Annotated in this window: 23 protein-coding genes, 1 tRNA gene and 1 pseudogene; 5 read left to right on the top strand and 20 right to left on the bottom strand. The window is 65.0% G+C overall.

The genetic code is table 11. The features are described 5' to 3' along the window. Positions 1-147 precede the first annotated feature (147 nt). The 10 genes from ACNJ7E_RS02915 to ACNJ7E_RS02870 all read right to left on the bottom strand — a co-directional run bounded on the left by ACNJ7E_RS02915 (position 148) and on the right by ACNJ7E_RS02870 (position 11,698). Positions 148-1,914: a CocE/NonD family hydrolase gene (locus tag ACNJ7E_RS02915; protein WP_418339087.1), complete on the bottom strand. Its 1,767-nt coding sequence runs from the start codon at positions 1,912-1,914 to the stop codon at positions 148-150. 43 nt (positions 1,915-1,957) lie between these two features. Continuing rightward, complete coding sequence (locus ACNJ7E_RS02910) at positions 1,958-3,193, bottom strand: MFS transporter (protein ID WP_418339085.1); 1,236 nt, start codon at positions 3,191-3,193, stop codon at positions 1,958-1,960. Between the two features lie 7 nt (positions 3,194-3,200). After that, positions 3,201-4,463 (bottom strand): 2-hydroxyacyl-CoA dehydratase, encoded by a 1,263-nt coding sequence (locus tag ACNJ7E_RS02905; protein ID WP_418339083.1) that lies wholly within the window; start codon positions 4,461-4,463, stop codon positions 3,201-3,203. Continuing rightward, the gene (locus tag ACNJ7E_RS02900; protein ID WP_418339082.1) at positions 4,460-5,626 is read right to left on the bottom strand and encodes a 2-hydroxyacyl-CoA dehydratase; all 1,167 of its coding nucleotides are present in this window, start codon (positions 5,624-5,626) and stop codon (positions 4,460-4,462) included. Before ACNJ7E_RS02900 ends, ACNJ7E_RS02905 begins: the two co-directional genes overlap by 4 nt. Then, entirely contained in the window at positions 5,623-6,861 is a 1,239-nt protein-coding gene (locus ACNJ7E_RS02895; protein WP_280781028.1) for a CaiB/BaiF CoA transferase family protein, read from the bottom strand. Before ACNJ7E_RS02895 ends, ACNJ7E_RS02900 begins: the two co-directional genes overlap by 4 nt. Continuing rightward, on the bottom strand, positions 6,861-8,015 hold the full coding sequence (locus ACNJ7E_RS02890; protein WP_418339080.1) for a CapA family protein: 1,155 nt from the start codon (positions 8,013-8,015) through the stop codon (positions 6,861-6,863). The genes ACNJ7E_RS02895 and ACNJ7E_RS02890 overlap by 1 nt, the downstream gene beginning before the upstream one ends. Then, entirely contained in the window at positions 8,012-8,833 is an 822-nt protein-coding gene (locus ACNJ7E_RS02885) for an amino acid ABC transporter ATP-binding protein (RefSeq protein WP_418339079.1), read from the bottom strand. Before ACNJ7E_RS02885 ends, ACNJ7E_RS02890 begins: the two co-directional genes overlap by 4 nt. Then, entirely contained in the window at positions 8,830-9,765 is a 936-nt protein-coding gene (locus ACNJ7E_RS02880; protein WP_418339078.1) for an amino acid ABC transporter permease, read from the bottom strand. The genes ACNJ7E_RS02885 and ACNJ7E_RS02880 overlap by 4 nt, the downstream gene beginning before the upstream one ends. A 47-nt stretch (positions 9,766-9,812) precedes the next feature. Next, complete coding sequence (locus tag ACNJ7E_RS02875) at positions 9,813-10,730, bottom strand: transporter substrate-binding domain-containing protein (RefSeq protein ID WP_418339077.1); 918 nt, start codon at positions 10,728-10,730, stop codon at positions 9,813-9,815. 125 nt (positions 10,731-10,855) lie between these two features. Then, the gene (locus tag ACNJ7E_RS02870; protein ID WP_418339076.1) at positions 10,856-11,698 is read right to left on the bottom strand and encodes a PaaX family transcriptional regulator; all 843 of its coding nucleotides are present in this window, start codon (positions 11,696-11,698) and stop codon (positions 10,856-10,858) included. A gap of 238 nt (positions 11,699-11,936) precedes the next feature. On the opposite strand from ACNJ7E_RS02870, the gene ACNJ7E_RS02865 reads away from it, so the two are divergent. Continuing rightward, positions 11,937-12,857 (top strand): PaaX family transcriptional regulator, encoded by a 921-nt coding sequence (locus ACNJ7E_RS02865; protein ID WP_418339075.1) that lies wholly within the window; start codon positions 11,937-11,939, stop codon positions 12,855-12,857. Positions 12,858-13,340: 483 nt separating this feature from the next. On the opposite strand, the gene ACNJ7E_RS02860 is transcribed toward ACNJ7E_RS02865, so the two are convergent. Beyond that, positions 13,341-13,414: transfer RNA gene (locus tag ACNJ7E_RS02860), tRNA-Gly, on the bottom strand. 426 nt (positions 13,415-13,840) lie between these two features. Here ACNJ7E_RS02860 and ACNJ7E_RS02855 point away from each other — a divergent pair. Continuing rightward, positions 13,841-14,728: pseudogene (locus ACNJ7E_RS02855) on the top strand (alpha/beta fold hydrolase). Between the two features lie 403 nt (positions 14,729-15,131). Here the strand turns inward: ACNJ7E_RS02855 and ACNJ7E_RS02850 are convergent. Both ACNJ7E_RS02850 and ACNJ7E_RS02845 read right to left on the bottom strand, forming a co-directional pair. Then, on the bottom strand, positions 15,132-15,329 hold the full coding sequence (locus ACNJ7E_RS02850; protein ID WP_280781035.1) for a hypothetical protein: 198 nt from the start codon (positions 15,327-15,329) through the stop codon (positions 15,132-15,134). Positions 15,330-15,607: 278 nt separating this feature from the next. After that, a complete protein-coding gene (locus ACNJ7E_RS02845) occupies positions 15,608-16,495 on the bottom strand; it encodes a LysR family transcriptional regulator (RefSeq protein ID WP_418339074.1) in 888 nt (295 codons plus the stop codon). A gap of 185 nt (positions 16,496-16,680) precedes the next feature. Between ACNJ7E_RS02845 and ACNJ7E_RS02840 the strand changes: the two genes are divergently transcribed. Next, entirely contained in the window at positions 16,681-17,214 is a 534-nt protein-coding gene (locus ACNJ7E_RS02840; protein ID WP_418339073.1) for a 2,4'-dihydroxyacetophenone dioxygenase family protein, read from the top strand. Further along, on the top strand, positions 17,211-17,747 hold the full coding sequence (locus tag ACNJ7E_RS02835) for a VOC family protein (RefSeq protein ID WP_105415845.1): 537 nt from the start codon (positions 17,211-17,213) through the stop codon (positions 17,745-17,747). The genes ACNJ7E_RS02840 and ACNJ7E_RS02835 overlap by 4 nt, the downstream gene beginning before the upstream one ends. A gap of 484 nt (positions 17,748-18,231) precedes the next feature. Here the strand turns inward: ACNJ7E_RS02835 and ACNJ7E_RS02830 are convergent, their stop codons facing one another. The 5 genes from ACNJ7E_RS02830 to ACNJ7E_RS02810 form a co-directional block, all read right to left on the bottom strand. Continuing rightward, positions 18,232-19,239: an acyl-CoA dehydrogenase gene (locus ACNJ7E_RS02830; RefSeq protein WP_418339072.1), complete on the bottom strand. Its 1,008-nt coding sequence runs from the start codon at positions 19,237-19,239 to the stop codon at positions 18,232-18,234. A gap of 246 nt (positions 19,240-19,485) precedes the next feature. Further along, entirely contained in the window at positions 19,486-20,781 is a 1,296-nt protein-coding gene (locus ACNJ7E_RS02825; RefSeq protein ID WP_418339071.1) for a Rep protein, read from the bottom strand. Positions 20,782-21,166: 385 nt separating this feature from the next. Then, complete coding sequence (locus ACNJ7E_RS02820) at positions 21,167-21,487, bottom strand: hypothetical protein (RefSeq protein ID WP_418339069.1); 321 nt, start codon at positions 21,485-21,487, stop codon at positions 21,167-21,169. After that, complete coding sequence (locus ACNJ7E_RS02815; RefSeq protein WP_418339068.1) at positions 21,484-21,978, bottom strand: hypothetical protein; 495 nt, start codon at positions 21,976-21,978, stop codon at positions 21,484-21,486. Before ACNJ7E_RS02815 ends, ACNJ7E_RS02820 begins: the two co-directional genes overlap by 4 nt. Beyond that, entirely contained in the window at positions 21,975-22,127 is a 153-nt protein-coding gene (locus tag ACNJ7E_RS02810) for a hypothetical protein (protein ID WP_418339066.1), read from the bottom strand. The genes ACNJ7E_RS02815 and ACNJ7E_RS02810 overlap by 4 nt, the downstream gene beginning before the upstream one ends. A 1,093-nt stretch (positions 22,128-23,220) precedes the next feature. Here ACNJ7E_RS02810 and ACNJ7E_RS02805 point away from each other — a divergent pair. Further along, positions 23,221-23,652, top strand: a complete 432-nt coding sequence (locus ACNJ7E_RS02805) for a helix-turn-helix domain-containing protein (protein ID WP_378674670.1) — start codon at positions 23,221-23,223, stop codon at positions 23,650-23,652. A gap of 376 nt (positions 23,653-24,028) precedes the next feature. Here the strand turns inward: ACNJ7E_RS02805 and ACNJ7E_RS02800 are convergent, their stop codons facing one another. Both ACNJ7E_RS02800 and ACNJ7E_RS02795 read right to left on the bottom strand, forming a co-directional pair. After that, a complete protein-coding gene (locus ACNJ7E_RS02800; RefSeq protein WP_418339065.1) occupies positions 24,029-24,628 on the bottom strand; it encodes an inner membrane-spanning protein YciB in 600 nt (199 codons plus the stop codon). A 24-nt stretch (positions 24,629-24,652) separates the two neighbouring features. Beyond that, positions 24,653-25,690, bottom strand: coding sequence for a GAF domain-containing protein (locus ACNJ7E_RS02795; protein ID WP_418339064.1), 1,038 nt, complete (start codon positions 25,688-25,690; stop codon positions 24,653-24,655). Positions 25,691-25,857: the final 167 nt, after the last annotated feature.

Genomic DNA, 25,857 nt, shown 5'->3' with positions numbered 1-25,857 from the left:
GCGGCTGCGGGTTCCTCCGCCGACGCCGTAGATTCTGCCGAGGAGCACCCGGTCAGGGCGAGGCCTCCCAAGATTGACAATCCGGCCAGCGCGGATACCGCCCGTAGATGGTTGTAGCGCATATTTTCTCCTCCAAGTCTGAAGTGGTCAGGACTGTGCGACGGGAAGCTGGACGAGTGAGGGGGCGCTCGGATCGGAGACGATCTCTACGGACGACCCTTGTGCATCGGGCAGCGGGATCGTCTCGCGTTGGTCGTAACCGGTCACCGTGACCTGCATCCGGTGGCCGGCGCGGAACACGTACGACATCGGGAGGATGTCGAACCGCATCCGGGTCGCCTCGCCCGGTGTGAGCGATTGCGCGTCTTCCCGGTACGACCGGTGGAATGGCACTTCCGCGGGAAGTTCGTACGGTGCCTCGGTCTCCCCGCGCAGCGATGCGGTGAGTCGGCCCTCTGTGATCACGGAGACCGTGCCGTCCGGTGCGACATCCTCGATGTAGGCGAAGATGTGGGCGTCGTCGCGGTCAACGCGCACGGTCACGTCGGCGATCGGGGTGCCGGTGACCTCCGTGTCCTTCTCGAGTGCTGCCCCGACGAACGAGGCCCCGGCGCCGGGGACGTGGCAGGGCTGGACGGTAGAACCCTCGCCGGCGTCGGGGCACTCCACTACGGTGTCGACCGTGAATCGCGATGTCCCGGGCGCGGTGGAACCCAGGACGCCGTCGCCGCCGAGGGCGAAGTCGGTGAGCCCGGACGAGGTTGGTGGCCACGATTCGGCTGTGCGCCAGTCGATGTCACCGGTGGGGTCGTCGATGGAGTCCACTATGGCGTACCGGATCGGGGGTGCTTCGTCGATGCCGGTGTCGATGCCCTTGAGGTGAAAGTCGAAGAACCGCTGCGCTTCCTGAACGAGTGCCAGACCAGGGTTCTCGCAATGCCGCCAGGGACCGATCAGCAGCTTCGATCCGGAGGTGTTCAGTGCCGTGACGATGCCCTGGTCGCGGAATTCGTCGCGCCAGCCGCCGACGATGTACAGCGGCACCTGTGACTCCCGGATTTGATCGGCGTAGGTGCTCAGGCTGCCTTCGGCCCAGAAGCGGGATCCCACCAGCGTCGAGTAGTCGTCGCGGTAGGGCATACCTGCCCACATCTGTGCGAGCGGGGTGGAGAGTTGGTGCTGCTCGGCGGCTTGGCGCAGGAGAGTCTTGTCGTCGTCGCCGGAGACCGGGGTCAGTGCAAGATCGTCCTCTACCTTGCGTGTGGGGCCGTATCCCCACTGTGCGGCGATGCCGCCTCGGCGCATGGCGTCGTACTTGTTCCACGAGAAGCAGCCCGCGAAGGCCGCCTTCAGGTGTGGCGGACGCATGCTGACGGCGTGCATGGCAGCATCGCCGGTGTTCGAGCAGCCGTAGACCCCGACCTGCCCGTTCGACCACGGTTGGGTGGCGAGCCACTCGGTGACGTCATAGGCGTCCTGCGCCTCCACGCGGTCGTGGTATCCGCGGCGCACCCCGAACGACTGCCCGTTACCGCGGCGTGCGACCTGCGCGACGACGTAGCCCTGGTCGGACATGGACGTGAGGTTCGAGTAACCGGCCTCTTTCGGGCCGACACCGTCCTTCGGGCTCGGATAGATGTCGAGCTTGTGATGCCAGATCACCGGGAACCGTCCGTCGACAGCCTGCCCGTTTTCGGCCGGCCTGTGCAGCAGGACCGCCAGCTTCGTGCCGTCGCTCATCGGGACGTAGAACGTCTCGGTGGTGCGCTCGGTGAACTGCGGGGTGGGCGCGTACTCGGCAAAATCTGCTGCAATCTCCCCACTTTCACCGATTCGTGGCACGACCACCGCCAGGCCGGCCACGACGGCAACTGCGATCAGACCGGCGAGAAACCAGCGAATTCTCGACATCATTTCCTCCGAGGACGTTGCGGGAACGCGTCCAGCCGGCCGAACGTCAGCTTCGGGCAGGACGCTTGTCGTCCGTGCGAGTGCGCGGACGGGTAGTGCGCGGCGTGCGCGCGAGGACCGCACCGCACACCAGACAGGCGAGTGTTCCGACGGCCATTGCCCAGCGCGCGGACGCACCGTCGACGATCGAACCGGCGATGATCGCCCCGACGGGGGCGACACCGACACTGCTCATGGTCAGCAGCGCCGAGGACCGGCCGAGAAGATGGGACGGGCTCAGGGTCTGGACGGCACTGCCCAACGAGCTTTGGAATGCACCCAACCCTAGACCGATAATGGGTGAAACAACAAGGAAAACAACAATATTGGGAGACAGTGCCGCGCAGGCCAGCGCGCCGCCGAGGACCATGGTGGCGAGCGCGACGACGCGGAGACGCACCTGGGCCAGCGTGGAGACGACGAGTCCACCCACGACCGCGCCGACCGCATTGAGTGCGTGCGCGGCACCGAGCTGCGGGGCACCGGCGTCGAGGCTGATGGTCACCATCGCCGTGACGACCACCATGAAATTCATCGCCAGCACTGTCACCGCGACGTTGGTCGCGAACAGTCTCCGCAACGTCCGGTCGGCCAGTAATGTGCCGATGGCACTCCGCGCTCCGTCCGAGTCGGCGGGTCGAACGGGACGCGCCACGAACCGCTTCGCGTTCATCGAACACAACGCCACGATCACGAATCCGTAGGTCGCGGCGTTGATGCCGAAACACGTGGCCGGACCGGCCACTGCGTAGGCGATGCCGGCGATGCCCGGGCCGATCGACCGGGCCGCCGATAGGGCAACGGTATTGAGCGATACCGCCACCCCGAGTTCACGTGCTCCGACGAGTTCGAACAGGAATGCTTGGCCCGCCGTGCGGTCGAACGCCTGCACCACCCCGGAGAACGCGACGATTGCGAGCAGGACGGGAAGGTGGTCGATGCCGGAGCTCGCCGCAAGAGCGAGCATCGCCGCGGCGAGCGAGGACAGTGCCGCGGTGACGAACAGGATTGACCGGGGACGGAACGTGTCCGCGGCAGCACCGGCGACGGCGGAAAGCAGCAGGATCGGTGCGAACTGGCATACCGTGACGAGGGCGAGTGCGCGGGCGCTCTCGGTTTCCTCGACAATCCACAGGATCAATGCCAGGTTCTGGAACCAGACACCGGTGTTGGAGGCGATCTGGCCGGTGAAATAGAGGGCGAAGTTGCGCCGGCGGAGCGGTGGCGGGACGAGGAAAGCCATCGGGGTCTCAGCCGAGGACTCTCCTCTCGAGAAAGCCGCCGATCGCGTTCTCGACTACCGTTGCCGTGTCGCCGCGCGAATCCGCGTTACTGGCATTGATTTCGAGTACGGGAATTCCGGCTTGCTCGAGTGCCGCGGTGGTGAAGGTCCCGCCGGGCACGTCGTCGGCCACGAGGTGGACGACCGCATCGACTCCATGGGCGAGCGCCTCCTTCACGTACCACTGCGACGACCACGGCGGTGTGTAGAGCTGGTCGGTGAACCCGACGAACCGGGCGGCGAGGGTCCGCATCGGGTCGTCCCCATAGCGCGGGTAGCCGTCGGCCGCGATGGCCAGGTACATGGACCACACGAAGACGGCTCCGTACTTCTCCTGGAAACGCTGGTACAGACCGAGGTCGAACCAGAGACCGCGTCCGATCCACATGAGGCGGACCCGCTCGTCCGGGCATACGGCCCGGCGCGCGTGCACGGCCCGCTCGACCTCCTCATAGAGCGCGCGTGCGGCGTCGCGCGCCCACTCGCTGCCGCGGTGCCACTGCGGGATCATCACGGCCGGGATGCTGTCGTTGACGGAAACGGGCGTGGGACGGGAGGACGCGATCAGGTCCCGTGTCCGCCTGTTCCACTCGGCTTGCTCGTTGACCAGATCCATCACGGCGGCGAGGCGGTCGAGGTCGAACGTCCGCCCCGTGCGTTCGGTGAGGAACTCGACGAGTTGCCAATTCTCGTCGGTCATCAGGTCCAATCGGTCGGCAGCGTACGCCTGATCCCACCGATGCGGGACGAGGTCCCACCAATTGTCGGGTGCAGTGGTCGCCGAAGATCGCTCGAACGCGAAGAACTCGGTCTCCGGATGCTGCGCCCACAGGTCAAACACCTTCCGGGTGGCGTCCCCACTGCTCTCGGCGATAACGAAGTCCGGTCGGGGCAGCCCACCCCAGGGCGCCTGCTCGGCTGGGAGGTTCATCGATCCCAGTCCGATCGCGTCGTACTGGTACGAGTCGTCCGGATAGCCCAGCCCGGCAATGGTGTTCAGGCTCGCCGGGCCCAACCGTTTGGCGGCCACGACGGACGCCCACCACTGGTTGACTACGTACGGGATCCCCATCGCGCGCAGGATTTCCTGAGGTGCGTCCGCGTTGACCAGCGCAAGCGGGGCGCCGGCGGCCACCTCGGCTCGCATCTGCGCGAACCACTCCTTCTGGCGGGCGGTGGCCGCGGTCGCTGCGGCCAGCCGCTCCGGTGACGCTGTATGTGCTGCGCTCATCGTGCGGATACCTCGCAATCTTCCCGGGTCAGCCGTTGGAGGGCTTCCCCCAGATCCTTATCCGGCCAGGTACGACCGCCCCCGGCCACTTTCTCCGTGCGCACGCACTCACCGAGTTCCCGGACCAGTGCGGGAAAGTCCCAGTCCGGTGCGGGATCGTTGCGGCGGACGAGGGACAGGACCGCATCCGCAGCGGCGCGCCGCACACCCTCGGCGCTATAGCCGGCCCGGTCGGTCAGCCCCGACGTCTGCGCCATCACCCCGCAGTCCAGGCGATGCAACGCGATTGCGCTGTGGGCACTGTCGAGGTCGTCACCTGCGGCCGGCACCGGCCACAGGTCCGCCACCGCATCACCCCAGCTGTGGTCGTCGCCCACCAACCGCGCACCCGCCGACTCGAGCGCGGCGTAGGCGTGGTCGTGGTCGTGTGGGCTGCCGGTGAGGAAGACGCGCGGCCCCGCCGGGATCGGTGACGGGTCCGCGAGCAACGCCTCCGCCAGTGCGATGCACTCAGTGGGTTCCGCGGTCTGGCTGAGCGCGTACAACCGGAGGGCGTCGACACCCGACACTGTCGGAATGGCCGATCTCCGTCGTTCGCGGACCTCGACCAGTCGGCATCCGAGGCGGGCCCGGACAGTTTGTGCTGCACGAAGATTCTCGATCTTATGCGGCCGGCCAGTCCATAGCGTGATGATCGCGGCGAGTCCGGCGATCTGACTCGTGTTGTACCTGCGCGTCGACTTCCGACGCAGATGCAGGACGTCGAGCAGGTGGACGGGCGGCACCGGACGGCCCTGCGCCGCCAGCGCACGCAGTACGTAGAACACGCGCAGCGACGCCTGGCTGTCCCGCGACACGACCAGTCCGCGGAGGAAATCGACGTCCCCCGCGAGGATCTGGTCGAGGATCGAATAGGCGGTCGCGTCGACCGCACCCCCGAGCAGCGTGACGGCTTCGGGACTGGGTGACCGGTCGACGCTGGACAGCCGGTACGCGAGTGCACCGCAGGACTCGAGGATCTCGGGCGGCACGTCCGCTCCGACGACCCCGATCACCGCCGTCCCGTCGGCCGCGGCGGCGCGCGCACGATCGAGCCGGCTGTCGTAGTGCCTGCGCAGCCGCGCCGATGCGGACGATGCCGAAGACGCAGAGGACGCCGTCACAGCGCTTTACTCTCGACGAGGTCGGCGATGTGCGACTCGTCGTACCCGAGCAGATCTGCCAGGATCTGGGTCGTGTGTTCACCGAGCGCGGGCGCGGGACGGTCGAGCGTGGTCTCGCTGCCGGACATCGTGATCGGCAGCCCGCTTCCGAACAGTTCGACCACGTTTCCGTAGGTCGGGTGTGTCAGAGGTACCACCTCACCGCGTTCGACGACGATGGGGTCGCGCACTGCGTCGCGGGGCGAGCGAACCTCCGCGCATGGCGCACCGTGGCTTTCGAGGTCCGTGATCACCTTTGCAAGGGGCTTGTCGGCCGCCCACTGTCCGATCATCGCGTGGAGATCGTCGGCATTGTGGACGCGGCCGTCGCGCCGAGCGAATCGGGGATCGGTGATCAGGTCGGGGCGCCCGATCGCCGTCAGGACTCCGTGCGCGAATCCGTCGGTGGGAGCGCAGATGGCGAAGTAGCCGTCCTCCGCCTCGAAGGTGCCGAAGGGGGCGAGCCGCGGCACGAGTGCGCCGGTGCGGGTGGGCAGTCCGATCATCTCGAAGGCGTCGAAGGGCTCCGCGGCCACCATGGAAGTCAGCGCACCGAGCATCGAGACGTCGACGTGCTGTCCCTGGCCGGTGCTGTCGGCCTGGATGACGGCCGAGAGGGTGCCGATGACGGCGAACAAGGGCGCGACGAGGTCGCCGATGGGTAGACCGAAGCGGATGGGGGCGTCGCCGGGGCTGCCTGCGGTCATCATCACGCCGCTGAGCGCCTGGATGATGGTGTCCATCGCTTTGCCGGTGCCGGGGCCGCCCTGACTGCCGAACCCGCTGATGGAGGTGTAGACCAGTCTCGGGTTGGCGGCGGAGACGGCCGCGTAGTCGATTCCCAGTCGCGCGGTGACACCGGCACTGTAGTTCTCGACGACGATGTCCGCCTGCGCGGCGAGGTCGAGGAAGACCTGCTTGCCGTGCGGGTTCTTGAGGTCGAGGGTCATCGACTCCTTGTTGCGTCCGCGAGACAGCATCGACACCGACATGTCGTCCGCGCTGGTGCGTTGCACCGACAACCCGTCCGGCGTGACGTATGGCGAATTGTTGCGTGCGGCGTCCCCACCGCGCTCGGGGTTCTCGATCTTGATCACGCGGGCACCGAGACCGGCGAGGAGCAGAGTCGCGTACGGCCCGGCCAGTGCGGTGGTGAGGTCGAGGACGACCTTCCCTTCGAGGGGTCGCTGAGCCATTATCGGATCCTTTGCTGTGCAGTGGGTGCGGTGACCATCACGAGGTCACCGTCGCGGTGGAAGTCGGTGTCGAAACCGGCTGCGCGGGTGATCGTCTCGATGTACTCGACGACGCTCTCGGTGCGGGAATCGTCGGCGGTGAGCGGCACCGGTCGCGCGTCGTCGTCGATCCAGCACGGAACGAAGCCGGCGGCGACCAGGCCGTCGGCGTCGAAGGTGCACGTCGCGACGGCGGTGTTGCGGCTCTCGGGGTGGAAGGGGTAGGACGGCATCGCCGGATCGGGGCTGAAACCGAACATTTCCTGTCGGCGGGCGGCCCACGCGCGGCGTTCGGCGGAGTCTCCGCCGACCGGGGTGAGCGCATGGGTGACCGTGACGAAGTTGCCGAGCCCGTGGAAGATCGGCTTTCCGCAGTAGAACTCGATGCCGCGCATGATGTGGGCATGATGCCCGATCACCAGGTCGGCGCCTGCGTCGATCGCTGCGTAGGACACCGGGGACTCGTAGTCGGCGAGGACCGCCGGGGTATGCCCGATTCCCTTGTGCAATGCGACGACAAGGACGTCGACCTGGGGTCGCAACGCGGTGATGTCCGCCTTCATCTGGGCGAGACTGTCCGGTGCCGCGAACGTGTAGACGGTCGGCGGTCCACCCGGGGTGGCGGAGTCGAGTTCGTAGTGGGTGAGCACCTTCACATACGCGGCGCCAGCCTTCTGGGACGCCGCCCAGGACTCGCGCGGTCCGACGCAGTTGTAGCTGAGTACCCCGACGCGCAGTCCGGCCGCCTCGGTGATAGCCGGCTCCCGGGCCTCGGCGAGGTTGCCCCCTCCGCCTGCGGTCCGCAGGCCGGCCTTGTGCGAGTAGGTGATGGTGTCGAGCACACCCTCGGTACCGACGTCGTAGAAGTGGTTTCCCGCGAGGGTGACGACATCGAACCCCGCCTCTGCCACCGCCTCGAGCGCCTGCGGGTCTGCCGGCGGGGCCGGCACGTCAGTGCTCGCCTGCACGGTGCTGGTCGAGTGCGGCACTTCGATGTGCCCGATGGCCACGTCTGCCGACCGGAACAGGTGTGCGCTCGGCGCGAAGTAGGAGGCGGGGTCGGGCTCGTCGAGGACGAGGTCACCGACAGCCATGACGGTGCAGGTCCGGCTCACTGCGACTCCTTCACGAGTTCACGCTCACGGCTTGCTGTCAGCGATTGGGTGAATCGGCTCAGGAATCGCTGCAAGCGTTCGCTTTGCGGGCGTTCGAAGAACTCTTCGGTGGTGTTCTGCTCCACCACCTTGCCCGCGACCATGAACACGCAGCGGTCAGCGACCTGTCGAGCAAACTCCATCTCGTGGGTGACAACGATCATCGTCAGCCCGGCTCGGGCGAGATCCTTGATGACACCGAGCACTTCGTCGACCAGCTCGGGATCGAGTGCGCTGGTCGGTTCGTCGAACAGCAACACTCGCGGACGGGTGGCCACCGCCCGCGCGATCGCGACCCGCTGCTGCTGCCCACCCGACAGTTGCCGAGGGTGGGCCTGCGCCTTGTCGGGCAGTCCGACCTTCTCGAGCAACGTCTCGGCACGGACCCGGGCGTCCTCACGCGAGAACCCGTGGACCGCGACGGCCGCCTCGGTGATGTTGCGCAGCACGGTCCAGTGCGGGAAGAGGTTGAACTGTTGGAACACCATTCCCATGCGTCGTCGTTGCTGGGCGGCCTGTTCGTCGGTGAGTGGGCGCAGGGCTCCGTGCCGCTGCGCGAAACCCAGCAGTTCGCCGTCGAGGTACAAGGCGCCGCCGTCGATCTTCTCGAGCTGGTCGATGCAGCGGACCAGGGTCGATTTCCCGGAACCGGAGGGGCCGAGGATCACCACGACCTCACCTTCGGCTACCTCGAGGTCCACTCCGTCGAGCGCGGTCGTGCCGTGATAAGTCTTGCGTAGGTTCGTCACCCGGACTACGGGGGTAGTTCGGTCGGTCATCGCGATGCCCTTCCTCGAAGAAATGTGGTGCGCCAGGAGGTGGTACCGCCCTCGTCACGGCGTTGACCCTTGCCGTACCGGCGTTCGAGTCGGCGTTGGACGAAAGTGAGCAGCGAGACGACGACCAGGTACCAGATGCAGGCCACCAGCAGCAGCGGAACCACCTGGTACGTGCGGTTGTAGATCAGCTGCACAGAGAAGAGGAGGTCGGTCATGGCGATCACCGAGACCAGGGACGTGCCTTTGAGTAGCGAGATGAACTGGTTTCCGGTCGGGGGAACGATGACGCGCATGGCCTGCGGAAGGATGATGCGCGAGAAGGTCCGCCACTGGGTGAAACCCATGGCGCGTGCGGCGTCGCGCTGGCCGGCATCGACCGCGCCGAGCCCGGACCGGATGATCTCGGACATGTACGCGGCCTCGTGCAGGCTCAGGCCGATCAGGGCTGCGGTGAGCGGGCTGATCAGTGCGGTCGACGACCACGACCCGAACGTGGGTCCGAACGGGATTCCCACGGAAATCTCCGGTAGAAGGTAGGCCAGGTTGAACCAGAAGATCAACTGCACCAGCGGCGGAATGCCGCGGAAGACGCCGACATAGGCCTGGCACACGATTCGTACCGGCCAGAAGTCACTGGCATGGCCGGCCGCGAGGGCGATGCCCAACAGCGATCCGACCGTCATGCCGACGATGGTGATGAACACCGACATCGCGAGACCCTGCAGCACCGTCGGGTAGAACAGGTAGCCCCAGACGATGTCCCAGGCGAACCGTTCGTTGGTCACCACAAAGTTGACGAATTGGGCGGCCAGAACCAGGAGGATCACCGAGATGATCCACCGGGCGGGGCGCAGGCGTGGCCGGGCCCGGGCGACGTCGAACTCTTCGGGTCTCGGTCTGGTGTGAGGTTCCGCGGACACTGGGGCGGTCATCGAGTTTCCCTGCTCTTCGGACATGACGGGGGCAGACAGGCGCGGGTTCATGCGGCCGGGGTGGGGTTGAGAACCGGAGCGGGAATGGCGATGTCCTCGAGCTGCCACTTCTTCACCAGCTCCTGGTACTGCCCGTCCTCGAACAGCAACTTGAACGCCTCGTAGAAGACCGGTCCGAGTTCATTGGTCTTCGGTGTCAGGAGGACGAGCTGGTCGGCGAGTGCGCCCTGCTCCTCGGTTTGGGCGACGGTACGCCACGTGTTCGGTTGCGCCGCTGCCGTATCGATCGCACCGCTCTGTGTCAGCGCCGCCGAATCGGCCCGGCCGGATTGCACTGCCAGCAGTGTCGCGTTGGTGTCGGCGAGACCGACGAACTCCACCCCCGGCTGCCCCTTGGCGGCGCACCAATCGGACAGTTTGTGGACCTGTTCCTCGGTGATGGATCCGACGACCCCTGCGGACCGGGTCCCGCAGAGCGCGTCGGCGTTCTCGGCGTCGATGCCCCCGTTCATCGGGATGAGGTAGGAGGTGCGGCTGGTCAACCATTGGACACCGTCGAATTGTGCGAGCCGGTCCGGTGTCGCCTTCACAGGGCCGTTGAAGGCGTCATACCGGCCGGAGAGCATCCCGGAGAGCATGGCGGGAAGACCGCTGGTGATCTCCGTCCGGACGGGAATTCCCAGCACTCCCGACAGCGCCTGCTGGACGTCGGGGTCCATCCCGGTGAGCGTTTTGCCATCCGGTCCGACGGTCCGGTATGGGGGGTGCGAGTCGCCGGCGAAGACGATCTCACCCTTGTCCTTGATCGCCTGCGGCAGTTGGTCGTACAGGACGCCGGCGTTGGCGCCCGGCCCCGACAGCTTCTCGGTGTCGGCGGTCCTCTGATCGATCGACGTACACCCGGCCAGCGCCAGCGCCGATAGCGCGACGGCGGCGCAGAAGGTCTTTGAACGAGTGAGCCTCATTGGTCCCTCACTTGGTGGTCGAGAGGCCCCGAGACTCAACAGTCCCTGAAGCCGGAAAGTGATGCGTGCAACAAGGACGAAGTTAGTTCAATACATGACTTCCGTCAACGATATGACGAAAGTTGCTACGCCTCCGAGTTCGTGGCCCGCAGATCGAGGCGTTCTCCGGCTTCCATCCGGGCGACCGGGTCGAGCTGATCGTGCAGCGCGCGGAACAGGCGCTGCGCCGGCGCCGCGGGCCAGTCCGCGGGCAGGTGCTCGAGTGGCAATCGAGGGTCCTGACGAATTACCTCGAGCCACTCGGTGACCAGAACCAGTTGGGTGGCCAGCGCGCCGCCCGCACGACTGCCCGGGTCGTTCCATCGGTCGAGGAACTGCGCATATCGGTCGGCGATACCCGCTATGTCCCAGGCGTCACGCAGCATTGCGGGCACGTCCATCCCGGACTCGGCCCTGCTGTAGAACACGCGCACCTTGTCACTGCCCTCGACACCGTCGAGGACGTCTGTGACATCGCGTGTCGACGGTGAAATCCACAGTCCTCCTTGAAGGGAGCCGAACCCCGCCCACTGCAGACGTGCCCGGAGTTCGTGGCGCTGCTTCTGCCAGGAGTCGGGAAAGCTGAAACTGAGAAGGGTCCATGTTCCGTCCCAGCTGCTCTCGACGGCGCCGGTGCGCCAGATCCGGACGTGGCCGTCCTGCAAGATGGCTTCCGCTCGCGAGGTGAGTCCGACATACGTGCGTCGTCCGTGGCGGTGCTTTGTCAGGAGACCGCGTTTGACCATGCGGTCGAGCGCAGAGCGGGTGGCATGTTCGCCGACGCCCACTGAAGTCAGGACATCGAGGACGCTCGACATACCGACGAGGACGTCGCGGCCGAGCACGTAGCGGCCGAGGACCGTCAGCAGGACGCTCTGCGCCTTCACTCCAGCGGCGGCGTCATCATGCGAATCCGTTGCGTTCGTCATAAATGTGACGATACTCCCCGGATCGACAAATGGCATCAGGGCGCGCGGAAACAACCCTTGCCCTTCACTGGGTGCAGGGCAGGCCAATCTGATCCGCCACCGTGAACACTGGTTGTGCGGGCGGCCTCCTTTCTCAATACGCGACAAATGTTACCCCGAGCGAGCACTGGTATGCATCCTTTTCTTTTGACTCTTTGTACGAGGACGACGACCCGACCACCACCGATACTCTGTGACGGTGAGTGACAGCCCGATGCGACCGCAGTACCAGAATTCCCAGCGCCTCCTGACGACACTGCTGGGCGACTACTGGTTCTGGCGCCGCGAGCCGTTACCTTCGCGGGTACTGGTCGACCTGCTCGCCGAATTCGGACTGGCCGAACAGGCCGCCCGCGCCGCGATCCGCCGACTCGCCGCGCGCGAACTCGTCACCGTCTCGAAAGTCGGCCGGACCACGTTCTACGGCGTCCCACCCAAAACCGAGGACCTGACCATGGAACGGCTCACCCGCATCTTTCGATTCGGTTCGGGAGACCGGGCCTGGGACGGTTTCTGGACCTTCGTGATGTTCTCCGTACCGGAGGACCAACGCGAGCTGAGGCGGACCCTCCGCACCCGGTTGCGAACGCTTGGCCTCGGATCCCTCTACGACGGCGTCTGGGTATCGCCGTGGGATCTCACCGAAGAAGCCTGCGCTGTGCTGGCAACTGTCGGTGTCGACCGCGCCACCGTCAGTCGCGCCCGAATCACGAAGAGTGCCTCGTTCAGCGGCGACCCGGTGCAAGCGTGGGATCTGCCCGAACTTGCTCGCGAGTACGACAGTTTCGTGGCCGACACCGCCCGGCTGCGGACACGAGTCACCGAGCAGCAGACCACCCCCGCGGACGCCCTTATCGTCAGGACCAAGGTGATGGCCCGGTGGCGAAGCTTCGCCGACATCGATCCCGATCTGCCGGCCGAAGTCCTGCCCAGCCCGTGGCCCAGAGACGCGGCACGACGTCACTTCGTCGAGATCTACGACAACCTCGGCCCCCTCGCGGAAACGAGAATGCGGGAGATCGTCAAGCGGCACGCGCCGGAACTCGCCGACCTCGCCGTGCACCGCACCAGCACGGATCTGCGGCGCGGCGCACGTACGCTCGGCTCCGACGTACGCTGAGAGCGCTCGGTATGCGCCACAGGCGAACTCGTCGGTGGTGTGGTGCGTACTTTCCGGTTGTCGAGAACAATCCCGACCGCATCGTCGATCCCACCGTGCAGGACATCCTCGCGGAGTGGTTGACCACGAACGAGTGCCGGAGGCTGGACAGAGGTGGGGTATTCCAATCGATGAACTCGCCGTCGCGTCTGGTACCCGCGAGTCCACGGGCACCAAATCGGTGTGGTGGTCAGGTCGGCCAACCCGCAAAGTACCCGAACCGGGCGAGGGGGCGGCGTCGCGGCCACTGCCGAGCCTTCCCAGCCAGCCTGGATGCGCCAGCCAGCCGACCGAACGGATGCTGGGCGGCCTGGGGCGCTGCGCGTAGATGGATGTCTTTGTGCGGGATGGATGGAACGGATCGATGGTGGAGTGGGCATTGGGAGGGACGGGCGGGCGGATGGAGGAGAGGGTCGGTCGGGTCGATGTGTCTGTGGGCATGGATGGAGCCGATGACGGGAATCGAACCCGCGTATTCAGCTTGGGAAGCTGATGTTCTGCCATTGAACTACATCGGCGCGCACGATACTGGGTGCCCGTAGGCAGTCCCAACATGCTGCGGCGAAACATTACGCCCAATCCCCGATGCGGGGCACGTCCCCACGGAGAACGCGCCGCCTGATCGTCCGCACGCTCATCGCCTCCTTCACGGCGTGGAGGTCGTCCCGTCCCGTCTCGGTCAAGAAGCGTGGATGGCGCCAAGGCCCGACGACAAGTGAGGTCCGTTGGTCTTCAAGGCCGATCCCAGACCTGACGACGACCGGGAGATCTCGACACTCGCGAGTTCTGTTTCGCCCGCGCGATACCTCGTCCCGTTCGGCGTCCCCTCATCCGCGCATTAGCCCTACGCGGGTTCTGCGGACGTGGCAGCCTATCTGCCTACCGGGTGAACGCTGCGGTGTTCGCGGTGAGGCAATCGTTGTGTGAGCAGAGAGCGAGTAGCCATGAACCCACCTTCATTACCGGTGCTCGCCGGGGTGGAGCACCGGTTCGTTGACGTGGGCGGTGGTGTGACGATTCATGTTGCCGATGCCGGGCCGACCGACGGGTCTCCGGTCATGCTTGTCCACGGTTTCCCGCAGAACTGATGGGCGTGGCACGAGTTGATCGGACCGCTCGCGGCCGATGGCTACCGGGTGCTGTGCCCGGATCTGCGCGGGGCTGGGTGGAGCTCAGCGCCCGATGACCGCTACTCCAAGACCGATATGGCCGATGATCTCGCGGTCGTGCTCGACCGGCTCGGCGTCGCCTCGGTGCGGGTCGTGGCGCACGATTGGGGTGGTCCGATCGCGGGGAATCTGATGCTGCGCCATCCGAAGAAGGTGTCCGGCTTCTTCGGACTGAACACCGTCGGACCGTGGCTGACGTTCGATCTGACGGCAGTCCGACATTTGTGGCGGTTCTGGTATCAGATCCCGATTTCTCTTCCGGTGATCGGGCCGCGTCTTCTCAGCGACCCGAAGGGCCGCTTCATCAGGATGACCGGCCGTTGGGTCGGCGCCGGGTTCTACCTCGACGACGACGACTTCGGGCTCTATGTGCGTCGCCTGCGTGAGCCCGGTCATGCGGTCGCCGGCTCGCGCTGGTATCGCACATTCCTGACGCGAGAATTGATCCGTGCCGGTGAATTCGCGACTACCTCCGTTGATGTTCCGATCCGGTTCCTGCACGGGGTGGGGGACCCGGTGATCACTCCTACGCTGCTGCGCGGGTACGGCGAGCGAGCGCGTGTTTTTCAGCTCGAGACGGTCGACGGTGTCGGTCACTGGATTGTCGATCAGCGACCCGAGTTGGTGCTCGAGCGACTTCGAGCGTTCCTGCAAGACACCTGAGCTGTATCGCTGATTCGCTCGTGGTGGGCATCGACCGTGCGAGACCCTGCAGAGGGGTCACCATCCGGATTACTCGCACCCACGATCCGGGGTGCCGGTGATGCACGGTGCATCACGCTGGGCGTGTTGCAGACGATCGTTGTGAGGGCTCAGGCGCCCGCGTCGTGGACTCCCGCCTGTGGGTGCACGTCCTAGTGCATAAATCGAAGATCGTGTCGCTCTGGCCGGGCTTGGCACAGGCCTGGCGGATCTGTGCGAGTGGATCTTGCCGCTGTTCGGGGGTCGTGCCGGGACATCTGCGGGGGACCGACGGTGTGGTGAGTAGTTTGCCGCGACGGCAGTGTATGTCTGATCCGGCCCGGGTGGTGGGCGCGTGATCCTGCCTCCCGGGATGGCGGCTCCGCTAGGGATGGCCTGCGATGGGAATGCGGGACTTGATTTGCGGGGTGGTGGTGCAGACGATGCTGAAGGCGGGTTCCCGGATCATCGTTTCGGCGGGTTCACCGCGTTTGATGGATCCGCTCCCTGCGTCGCTGGCGCAGTAGGTTGCGGCGGTGACGGCGAATTGGCTTGCGCCCGGCGCGGGAATCATAGATGTCACCGTCGCGATTCTCCGACTCGACCACATTCCGGCGGTGTTCCTGGCATCCGACGACGCCAGTTACGTGACCGGCACTAGCTTGGTCGTCGACGGCGGCTCCGGAATCGGCAGCTACCCGACCTCAGCGGCTCCGACGCTAGCAGTTTTTCCGGCCTGAGCTGACCAACAGCTCCTCACGTTGTCAGACGGACCCGGATCAGGTGCCTCGTCATCGCGGATCCGACCATGGGACCGTCTGACTTGCTTTCGCATCCACACCGCGGTCGCGTCACTCGCCCCTACAGGACGTCGTCTCTGAACTCCGTGGCACCGTCGATCAGGGCGCGTGTGCCCGCGCTCAGGTCGTCCCGCCGCGTACAGAGGCATACCGCTGACCGCGGCGCATCCCTGACCGGCACGAAGACGACGCCCTCATGCCGTCGCGTGTCATCTACGAATTTGCTGGTGATCACAATCGCCGCTCCACTCGCCACCACCTCGAGCATCTCGTCCATGGTGCGCACCGACGGGCCGTAAACCACCGGCCGACCGCTCGGCCGCGGGTCGCATGCCCACCATCTGACCCATTCGGGGTCGGCGTCGTCCGACCGGACATGCGGTTCGTCGTCGAGATCGCCCAGATCGACGTGGTCGCGGCCCGCGAGCGCATGCCCAACCGGGAGCACCGCAACACGCGCCTCGTCACACAGGACGTCGAGTCGGAGTCCAGACTGGTCCGACATCGGTGGACGGAGGATCGATGCGTCGACCTCCCCCGATCGGACCGCGTTTGCCAAATCGGCCCATTGAAGCTCGACCAAGGCCACCTCGAGCCTGGGCCGGCGTTCTCTCACGAGTTCCAGAAACCGACGGGTCGGCCCGACAAGGGAGGCCGCCATGAACCCCAGTCGAACTGGTGGGATCTCCGACGTCGCCGCCTCCACCGCGCGTCGTGCGGCGGCCAGGACCGCCCGGGCCTCGGGCAGGAACCGGCGCCCGGCTGCCGTCGGCTGCAGCGGATGCGCCGATCTGTCGATCAATTCGACGCCCAACTGCTTTTCAAGCCTCTTGATCTGCTGACTTAATGCAGGTGTGCTGATGAAGAGCTTCTCTGACGCGCGGCCGAAATGCCCCTCTTCGATCACCGAGACGAAGTATGCGACGAGCCTTAGATTCAGATCGTCCACCTGGCCACCGGACCTTTTCCTGCACCTCTGACCTGCCGCGATAAGCAACAGGTTAACGAACTGAAAATAAGTGTAATGGACATCATATTCATTACCGAGGAGATTCTAAATCACTCCGAGGCCACCCGGACCACGGTAGCCACATCACAATTCCGGGCATTCTCCCACGAAGATTGGATGCGATCATGCGCATTGCAGGCCCCGACTACTGGATGACCAATCCCGGCATCACCCCAAAGGGAGCACGGAAGGAGTTCATCGATCCTGAGCAGATTCCGTGGACCGATTGGCTCATGCCCGGCACCCGTTTCAAGCTCCTCTACTGCAACCTCGTCACCGGATCGTTCACTGTCATCCTGCAGGTCGACGCCGGCAGCGTAGCACCTCCGCACTGGCACATCGGCAACGTCCAGGCGTACATCATCGACGGCGGCTTCTACTACGAAGAGGACGACAAGGGCGAGACCGGGATGTACACGTGTGAGGTCGCGGGTGCCGTCCACTCTCCGACGTCGCCTCAGGGCACGACGATGCTCGCCATGGTCGACGGCCCGATCGCCGGTTACGCGCCCGAGGGAGAGCTCGGCGCCATCGCGGACGCCCGCCTGCACTACTACATCGCTGCAGCGAACGACGCCGTCGGCCACACCCAGCTCGTCGACTACGCGACCGATCCGTCGGTCGGCATGCACAGTATGGTCCCCGAGGCCGTGAAGTGAAGTGCTCGCTCGGACCGGTCCGGCAGCTCGGCTACGCGGTCACCGACATCGACGCCGAACTCGACTACTGGACGAACAAGCGCGGCGTCGGCCCGTTCTTCGTCGTCGAACACGCCCCGTTCGAGGACGTTCACTACCTCGGACAGAGCGTCGAGATCGACCTGACCGTCGCGATCGCCTACAGCGGATCCATGCAGATCGAGCTCATCCAGCAGAACGACGCCGGCCCGTCGCCCTACCGCGACTTCATCGCTGAGCACGGCCCGGGACTGCATCACCTCGCTGTGTTCGCCGACGACTTCGACGACACGGTTCTGCAGGCACAGGCGTCGGGCGAGGCGGCTACCTTCGCAGGCAGCATCAGCGGATTCGGCCGCTTCGCCTACTTCGACACGGCAGGTCAGCACCTCGCCGTCGAGATCGGTGACGTCGGAGGCGGAACCGGCGTAACAGAGATGTTCGCGGCATTCGAAGAAGCCGCGAAGGGCTGGGACGGCTCCGACCCGGTCAGGGTCGTCAACCCGGCTGACTGATTTGCACCACTTCCGTTTCCCGCACTCGGTCGGGACGATGGCTGCCAGCCCGGTGGTGGGACACCGGGTTTGGCGTCAGGCGGGGATCGGACTGAGTGTGGAGTATCGGAGGCTTCGATCCTGGTTTGACGACGATTTCGAGGGCAAAGTCGATGGGGTTCCCTGCGGTCGCCTGAAGTTCCGGTGGGGGCGACGTCGATGGTTTCTAGGGCACAAGCATGACTGGCCGAGATTCGCTAAGTCGCCGATGCGCGACTGGTCGTCCAGGTGTAGGTGGCACATACGCCGGGGTTGGGGTGATGCACCGTGCATCACGGTGCATGGCGACCTGGCGGACGATTCTTCTGGTTCGGGCGCTGTTCTGCACGATCAGACGGGCGGGTCGGTCCGTCTGATCGCCGGTTGAGACGGGGCGGCTTGCGATGGGAGTGAGGGTGCGAGTAGTCGGGTATGGGTGCGCCGTCATGCGTCTCGGTCGGCGGTTCTACATGGGAGTGCGTGCGGTCATGATGCGGGACTTGATTTCCGGGGTGGTGGTGCAGACCATGCTGAAGGCGGCTTCCCGGACCATTCTCTCGGTGGGTTCGCCGCGTTGGACGGATGGGCTTCCTGCGGCGGTGGCGACGTAGTTGGCGGCGGTGACGGCGAATTGGCTGGCGCGGGCGCGGGCGTCGTAGATGTCTCCGTGGCCGGTGGCCGCGTTGTTGAGGGCCTCGCGGATGGTGGTGTGTGTTTCCCACAGTTGTGGGGAGGGGTGCCCGATGCGGTCGGCTTCGGTCAGGCATGCTCTCGCCACGCCGAGGGCGAGGGAGCCGTTGATCCGGAGAACGGCGCGGTCCGCGACGCTGAGTCCGCCTCGACCAGGTGTGCCAGCGCGGATGACCGAAGTGTGGGGAACTTCGAATTCGCTGAAGGTCAGTTCGACGGTGTTGGATGCGTCGGCCGCGGACAGTGGGATTCGCTTCGAGTGGATGTTCGGGCCGTCGGTTGCGTCGATGAGGAAGGTGACCGTTTTGTGCGCGCGGGTGTCGTGTGCGGTGACGCCGATGACGTCGACGTAGCCCCATCCGGTGACAAACGGTGCCCGCCCGGCAATGGTGTATCCATCGTCGGTTTCGGTGGCGACGACCAGGGGGTTGTCCGGGTTGGCGTAGCCGCTACCGGAGACGCCGGCCGTGACGGCGCCGCTTCGCAGGTCGGCGAGAAATTGTGCCTTGAGGGCATCGTTCCTCGACATCATCAACCGGAGCAGGGTCCCGTGGTGCTGGGCCCAGACGAATGCGGTCGCCAGGCACCCACTGACGAGGATCTCGCCGACGTCCGCGAGGGTGCTGACGGGATCCTTGGTGGCGAAGGCGACGCCGTAGAAGCCCCGGTTGCGTAATGTTTCGAAGTGCGATCGCGGGATCACCCCCGACCCGTCCACCTCCGTCGCAGCTGGTCGCAGTACCTCGTCGGTGAGGTGCTGTGCTTGCTGTACCCAGTCAGTCATGTTGACACCGTATCCATCGTGCGCCGCACCACGCCGACCCAGTGCAATGGTGGGCGGTTCCGTTCATTCTTGACCGCCAACGAGCCCCGAACTGCGGCAGAGGGATCCGTTGAGACCACACATGATCCAGGTAACCTCGTATCGGTCTTGTTGCCCTCAGAAGTAATGTCCGGTTGATCATCTGGTGTGCGGCCCGGTGCCGGCGGATGACTCCTCGGGAGCTCAGTGCACCTCCATCCGAATGGCTCATCGGAGATCAACTCGCTGATGTGTGGTGTGATCCAGGGTTCGGCGGATCTGAGAAAGCGCGGCTTGCCGTTGCTCGGGGGTTGCTTGTGTGGCGTTGCGTTGTGCGATCGCGGTGCGGCGGGCTGCCTGCTCGCGGCGCCGTTCTGCGTCGGCTGTGGCGCGGAGTTGGGTGGGGGATGGCCCGGTCCAGTTGATGTGGGTTAGTCGCCAGCGGAGCAGGGCGGCGGGTGCTTCGATGTGGTCGGTTGTGGGCCAGGTCCAGCCGCGTTCTCGGGTGTCTCGGTCGAGGGTGTGTGCGATGTCGTGGCCGGTCCAGTGGGTGGTGTCGATGCCGGCGGCCTGGAGGGTATCGCAGATGTGGCCGACATGGTCGTGGGCGAGAACAGGGGAGCGGGAGGCGAGGGTGGCGGCTGCTCGTTGGAGGTGGAGTGGTCGAGGTTGCCGGGTGGATGTGGTGTGCCGCGAGTGTGCGCGTTGGTGAGTACTTCGTAACGAAAGAATATGTGTAGGAACGTAAGTACTGGGGGATAGGGTGTCAGCACCGGTGGCCTGGGGATGAGTTGCGGTGGTGGGTTGTTGGGGTCGTGTGCGGTGGCGTGCGTGGCGTCGGGTGGCGCGGGTGCGGTGGGGCCGCTGGGGTCGGCTCGCGGATGGGGGAGTGGTGTCGACGATGTGTTTCGGGGAGCTGAGTGCCCACACGGAGGCTGCTTGGTGCTGTTGGCCGCCGTGGTGGAGTTCGGCGGCCATGTATTCGTGGGTGCGGAGTGTTCGTCCGCGTTCGAGCTCGATGCCCATTTGGAGGGTTTTGAGGACGCGGCGGGCGCGGTTGACGACTGAGAGTGAGACGCCGGCGTGGTGTGCGATGAGTTGCCGGGAGGCGGTAACACCACGGCCGGTGGTGGAATCCGCGAATCGGGCATGGGCTGCGGCGACGGCCATCAGGCGTTCGATACTGATGCTGTGGGTGGTGAGTGCGGCCTGGCCGATGGTGTTGTGGGTGATGTGGTGGCGGACCTGGCGTAACCATTCGATGCGTCCGGACCAGGCGGGGATGGTGGCTTCGCGTCCTGGTGTGGTGGGGAGGGTGAAGGAGTTGCCGCGTTGCCCGGTATCGCGGTTGTACTCGTGGAGCTCGTTGATTGCTTGGGTGGCGGCGTAGACGGACGCTCCCCAGGTGACGACTTCCGCGGACTGCGGAATGTGCGTACCGGCGTCTGCAGATGTCCTGGTGTCGATGGGCGAAACGAGTTGTGTTGGTGCTGATTCACGGCATGCGTTAGCATTAGACGACATACCTGGCATAGGTAGGTCCCTTCGGGGAATGCAGTACGAGCGCCGGAAGCAGCGAACTTCCGACACTCACCCTCAGAGAATGTGACGGCTCGGCAAGGCCTTCACCCTCTCGGTTGAGGAGGACCGGCAAGTCCTCCTCAGCGAATGCCGCGGAGCGGTTCGTGAAGCTGAAACCACCCCCACCAAGGGGGTTTTCGTGTTTCTGAGGGTCTGCGCACGAAATTCAGTTATCGGGGTCGCACGGTGGCTACTAGGTCAGGGGCATCGCCTAACTCTGGACGCGGTGGGGTGCCAATCCGTCAGGTCGGCCTGCACGAACAGTGAGGTCCGCGCGGGTCCGCTGAATGGATCGGTGAAGGTTGGTTGTGGCCGGAGCCGCACCGGTCTACGCCGACGGCGATGCCGGCCTCGCATCGAGCAACAGGTGTGCCGCGGTGGTGGCCACCTCACGGATCTGCTCAACCGTCGCCGTCTCGGGATCGGATGCGACGAGGTCGACGACATCGACCAGGGCAGCATGTGATCCCGGGCTGAGACGACACCTGTCCGGTGAGAGCCGGATGGGGCCGTGCAGGTCGATGAGGTCCGGTACGGACATCACGGTCGGCGCGCTCGTGCCGGCGACGAGGAGTGCGCAGATGACGCCCTCAATCGCGATGAGCTCCCACGTTCGCCCGTGACGGTCGGTGGCGGCAAGACCCGTCATGCGACTGCCCCTCTCGTCGAGGAGAGATGGAGGCGTGAGTCCCATGCCTCGATGGCCGCAGCGATGCACGTCTCGGCGACCGGTGCCGACTTGGCGGCGAGGTGGGCCCAGAAGGCGGCGGCGACAGCTTCCGCACCACTGAATTGATGGCCACCCAGGTAGTCATGGGCGTCGACGGTCGAGTCGGCGACTGCGGACCACGCGTAGAGAGCCGCTGACGGAGCGCGGCCGACGCCGATCGCGGTGAGCCAGTCGACCGCATCCCATCGGGCAGCGAGGGAGTCGATCGTGCCGGTCGGCATGTCGCGGCACAACATGGCGACCGTGCATCCCACGGGTACGGAGAAGCCCGGAATGGTGACCAGACCCCACGCCGGGTGGGAGTACAGGTCCGCGAGCCAGCACCACCGCAGGGACGCGGGTCCTTCGGTGCCAGGGCACTCGATCTCGCCGGTCGCCATGAGCAGGACGCGGTCGGAAACACTGATCATGCCGCCGACCCCCGTTCGACTGCTCGTTGCCCTTCGACCCGGTTGTAATACACCCGGAGGTCACAATCGGAGGCGATGGCTGTTCCGTCGTGGCGGTACGCGACCCCGGCCCAGATCATCGACCGCGGCGGATCTCCCGCGGAGACCATGGCCGACACCTCGGCGCGGCAGGCCGCGAGCCGCGGGCACCGGAAGCATTTCCGTTGTGCGTCGCGGCCTGCGCGGTACGAACCCTCATCGATATCCCACGACTGCGGGTCAATCGAGCAGGGCAGCACTGTCGGGGCCGATCGGCGGGCGGTCATGCTGCATCACCACCAGCGGCGACGCGGGAGACGAAGCTCCTTGGAGTCCTCGCTCGGAGGACCGCGTACGCCCGGAGCCGATCGGCAGGTACATGATTGCCGTAGTAATCGAATGCGGCGCCCGCCACGATTTGGTCCTGCGGCGGTTCGCCCCCTGCGATCCGGTCACGCAGCGTGGCGCGGCACTGGATGAGGATTGGGCATTCCTGGCACGAATCGATCGCACGCTGCCACGACGCCAAGTTCTGCCCCGTGAGTTCCCAGGAAGCAGACTTGCCCGAGCACGTACCTAGACCCGGCTCGGGCGTGGTCAACGCGATCATTCCGCGTGCTTCCAGCTCGCGGCGGATACGCCGCAGTGGCGGGCAGTCCTGGCACTCGGTGGTGTAGACGAAGCCACACCGAAAGCAACGGTTCTCAGAGGTTGGCCGGTGTGTGCTCGCAGAATGCAGCAATGCCGCGACTGAAAGATGCGCCGCTCTCGTCGATGCGTCCGCTGCTCCCTCGCGCCGCGCGAGCTCACGGAGCGCCGCAGCAGCTCGTGGGCACAGTGGCTTCGCCGCCGTGACTGTAGCGCCGCACTCCTCGCAGCGCCCGTCGACAGGCGCATGTTGTGCTGTGATGCGCACCAGGTTGACCGTGGTCGCGCTCGCTAACGATTCCGACGCGGAATCGTCGTCCCTTCGACGCTTCACTCGAGCGCCAACTAATCTGTGCATTGCAGAGTCTCCATTCTGCTCTGGTCCGTGAGGGGTTGCCGCCCCTCTTGGCCGAGGCCCTCCGGTCGTTGGTAGCGGTCGGAGGGCTTTTTCTTCCTGCGTAATCCTCACTCATATAGCTCATCTATATGGCTCATATGTGCTGATCGTAATGCTGAGAGTGCAGAGTGTCTAGCGATGACCGAGATAGAAGGGCGATATCGGTGAGTCGCCGTGTGATGCGTGGGTTCAGTCCGTTGGCGCTGGAGACTGCACGAAAGGCCGCAACTCTGACTCGATCCGATCTGGCGCGCGTGGCCGGCGTAGGCATAGCGACAGTTCGTCGATGGGAGACGGGTGAATCGTCGCCCCAGGTCGACGCCCTCGCTCGCGTTGCCAAAGCCCTGAAAGTTTCGATCGGTGATGTTGTCAGGATTGATCCTGACCAGCGATTCCCGGGAGACTGGCGCGTGTTGCGGGGACTTACTCAACCCCAGCTCGGTGCTCTCGCAGGGGTGAGCACTGCTGTGGTGGGGAGTGTCGAGCGCGCTGAAGTCGCATTGACGGAAGCTAACGCGATCCGCCTTGCGCGGGCGCTGCAGATTTCTGTTGAAGATCTGCGTGCCGCTCACGAGCGTGCGAGGTTGCGTCCTCCCGGGACACCCGCTTGAACGAAAGTTGGCATTTTCCGGCAGAGCTGAGTGCTGCGCGCCGTACATGAAAACGCCAGTTCCAGCGGCCGCTGGGCACCGGTAGGCAACGCGTTCGTCTTGGAGCTGGGTAGATGGTCCGACCTGCCAAAGTAGCGACCGAAGCGAAGACTGATAAGACACGAAAGCACCTCTCCGTATGCACACATGATTGATAACCCCTGAGAAGGGGCTGTCTTTCATCTGCGCGGGCCGTACGAAAAGGTCGTACGACAACCTCGGGAGAGGTGCGCTTATCGACGACTGATCGGGAACGTGCCAAGAAGGGGCACCGCTCAATCCGGCTTTAGGCCATGAGATCGCTCGTCTTGGGATAGCACTTTACATGAGTCCGGCTTCAATGCACATCCGACATGGCGGGTCCCTCGTGGCCCTGTCCTGTTGCTTTAGCGCGATGTGTGGCAACAGCTTCCGAAAGATAGCTGCGGTAACGGACGCATTGACCTAGCGCGAGGCCGAGTAGCAAACCGGGGGCAACGAAGACCCTCCAGTTCACCCACGCGTCTGTCGGAAGGCTGTAGGCAACAGCGAGGTTGGCCGACCCGATCGCGAAGAGTGCAATGATCCACGTGCGGCTAACTCGCGCCCACAGATGCTCCGGAGCGTGCACCCACCGCCCGAGAATGAGCTGGACTGGATACCGCCCGCAGGCAGCGATCAACGACACGAATGCTGCAGCGATCAGCCAGTACACGCCCGTCGGCCGAAGTTTGATGAAGAGGTCGTTGCGGAAGAGCAGCGTGGATCCACCGAGGAGAAGGACAAGGCCCAACCCGGCCCATTGCAGTCGATCAACGCGACGCCTTCTCGCAAGAGTCCACGCCACTTCGAGGCCGACAGCACTCATGACGACAATCGTGGCCGCGAATATGTCGGTCGTCTTGTACACGGTGAAGAACGTAAATACGACTGCAATATTGTATGCCGCCCGCCACACTCGTATGCCTCCTACGTGCGTTTTTCAGTCCTCAATGTGCTCGATCGAGTCGGGATACACCAGAGCCGTACCGAGCACGTCCGAGACAGCAGGATCGAGTAAGTAGCCCTTGAACTGCATTTCTAGCCAGCCGCCACCGCCTCGGCGCGCGCGAACCTTGCCCTCTACTGGCCCTTTTCGCACATCCTCCATCCATTGCAAGATCTTCGGAAAGTCGTCGGGGTGCAGTGCGGGGGTTTGTCCGGTGCTCACCCCGTGGCCGATGCCCGGCACGCGTGGAGTTAACCACTTGACGATATAGGGGGCCTTCGGGAAGCGGATATCCCCGATGATTCCAAACATGCCGTGCAGGCCAGCGAGCGTACTCGCCAAGTGAGAATCGAGCATCGACTCATACACTCCACGCGTATCTTCGCCTGTGTCCCAGCAAAGACCGCGCAAACGCTCTCCGACGGGGGTCTTAAGCCGTCGTTCGGCATACCGCAATTCGCAGTGTTCTCCGGAGTCACGGCGAATGATCATGGCCCCGTCGTTGGTGCCGTCATCCCTCGGAGGCTCGTACAGAGTGCGCAAGTACCGAGCAATGTCACCGATTCGTTCTACGCGGGTGAAGAAATCGGCTGGTCCGTAGATCGTGCGGTCGCGGTGCGCGGAGTTGACACCGAAAAGGTCGAGGAGTTCTTTCGACATGTGAAGTCGGGGAGGGGCGTCCTCGACATCGACCTCCCACTCCCAGACGCCGACGTCAGGACGTTCCGGATGCTGTTGAGTCGGAGATCCCGAATAGAACTGCACCGCAACGACCGTCTTGCGGTCACCGCCAAGTACCGGCACCGCGATCGCGGCGGGCCCGAGCTTCTCGAGCGCTTTATCGTTGGTGATCGTCGTCGTTACAACGTCCGCCTTCTCGATGCACTCGCCAATCAGCGAGTTGACCGCATTCAAAGCTGGTCCGCGGTGAACGCTCGATAGCTTCCGCCAGCCCTTCTTGTCTCGCCCTTCGGCGACGAGGCGGTGTTCATCAATTCCACTCGTCTCCACGAGTTGCCATTCCCGACTCACAACTACTCCTCCCGATACGGGGGAGGATGCTACCCGTGCTGCGGCGACGGGGCCCGCTCAGACGAAGCTACCCGAGGCTCACCGGAAGGCGCTGCGGCACGTGAGTTCGCCATGACCTGCGCCGTTCCAGGAAATTGAGTGGTGTGACGAGTTGCATCACAGCCAAG

This window comes from Rhodococcus mengyinensis, from assembly GCF_048381435.1.
Classification (GTDB): Bacteria; Actinomycetota; Actinomycetes; order Mycobacteriales; family Mycobacteriaceae; genus Rhodococcus_F; species Rhodococcus_F opacus_D.
Note: the sequence above shows the minus strand (reverse complement) of the source record. Positions and strands in the feature narration are given on the sequence as shown.

Bases quoted from the DNA above. Each gene is read 5' to 3' on its own strand.
- ACNJ7E_RS02870 (WP_418339076.1), bottom strand. From the start codon at position 11,698: ATGACGAACGCAACGGATTCGCATGATGACGCCGCCGCTGGAGTGAAG.
- ACNJ7E_RS02805 (WP_378674670.1), top strand. From the start codon at position 23,221: ATGCGTGGGTTCAGTCCGTTGGCGCTGGAGACTGCACGAAAGGCCGCA.
- ACNJ7E_RS02880 (WP_418339078.1), bottom strand. From the start codon at position 9,765: ATGACCGCCCCAGTGTCCGCGGAACCTCACACCAGACCGAGACCCGAA.
- ACNJ7E_RS02905 (WP_418339083.1), bottom strand. From the start codon at position 4,463: ATGAGCGCAGCACATACAGCGTCACCGGAGCGGCTGGCCGCAGCGACC.
- ACNJ7E_RS02895 (WP_280781028.1), bottom strand. From the start codon at position 6,861: ATGGCTCAGCGACCCCTCGAAGGGAAGGTCGTCCTCGACCTCACCACC.
- ACNJ7E_RS02915 (WP_418339087.1), bottom strand. From the start codon at position 1,914: ATGATGTCGAGAATTCGCTGGTTTCTCGCCGGTCTGATCGCAGTTGCC.
- ACNJ7E_RS02820 (WP_418339069.1), bottom strand. From the start codon at position 21,487: ATGACGGGTCTTGCCGCCACCGACCGTCACGGGCGAACGTGGGAGCTC.
- ACNJ7E_RS02840 (WP_418339073.1), top strand. From the start codon at position 16,681: ATGCGCATTGCAGGCCCCGACTACTGGATGACCAATCCCGGCATCACC.
- ACNJ7E_RS02810 (WP_418339066.1), bottom strand. From the start codon at position 22,127: ATGGTCTCCGCGGGAGATCCGCCGCGGTCGATGATCTGGGCCGGGGTC.
- ACNJ7E_RS02875 (WP_418339077.1), bottom strand. From the start codon at position 10,730: ATGAGGCTCACTCGTTCAAAGACCTTCTGCGCCGCCGTCGCGCTATCG.
- ACNJ7E_RS02825 (WP_418339071.1), bottom strand. From the start codon at position 20,781: ATGTCGTCTAATGCTAACGCATGCCGTGAATCAGCACCAACACAACTC.
- ACNJ7E_RS02830 (WP_418339072.1), bottom strand. From the start codon at position 19,239: ATGACTGACTGGGTACAGCAAGCACAGCACCTCACCGACGAGGTACTG.
- ACNJ7E_RS02885 (WP_418339079.1), bottom strand. From the start codon at position 8,833: ATGACCGACCGAACTACCCCCGTAGTCCGGGTGACGAACCTACGCAAG.
- ACNJ7E_RS02815 (WP_418339068.1), bottom strand. From the start codon at position 21,978: ATGATCAGTGTTTCCGACCGCGTCCTGCTCATGGCGACCGGCGAGATC.
- ACNJ7E_RS02910 (WP_418339085.1), bottom strand. From the start codon at position 3,193: ATGGCTTTCCTCGTCCCGCCACCGCTCCGCCGGCGCAACTTCGCCCTC.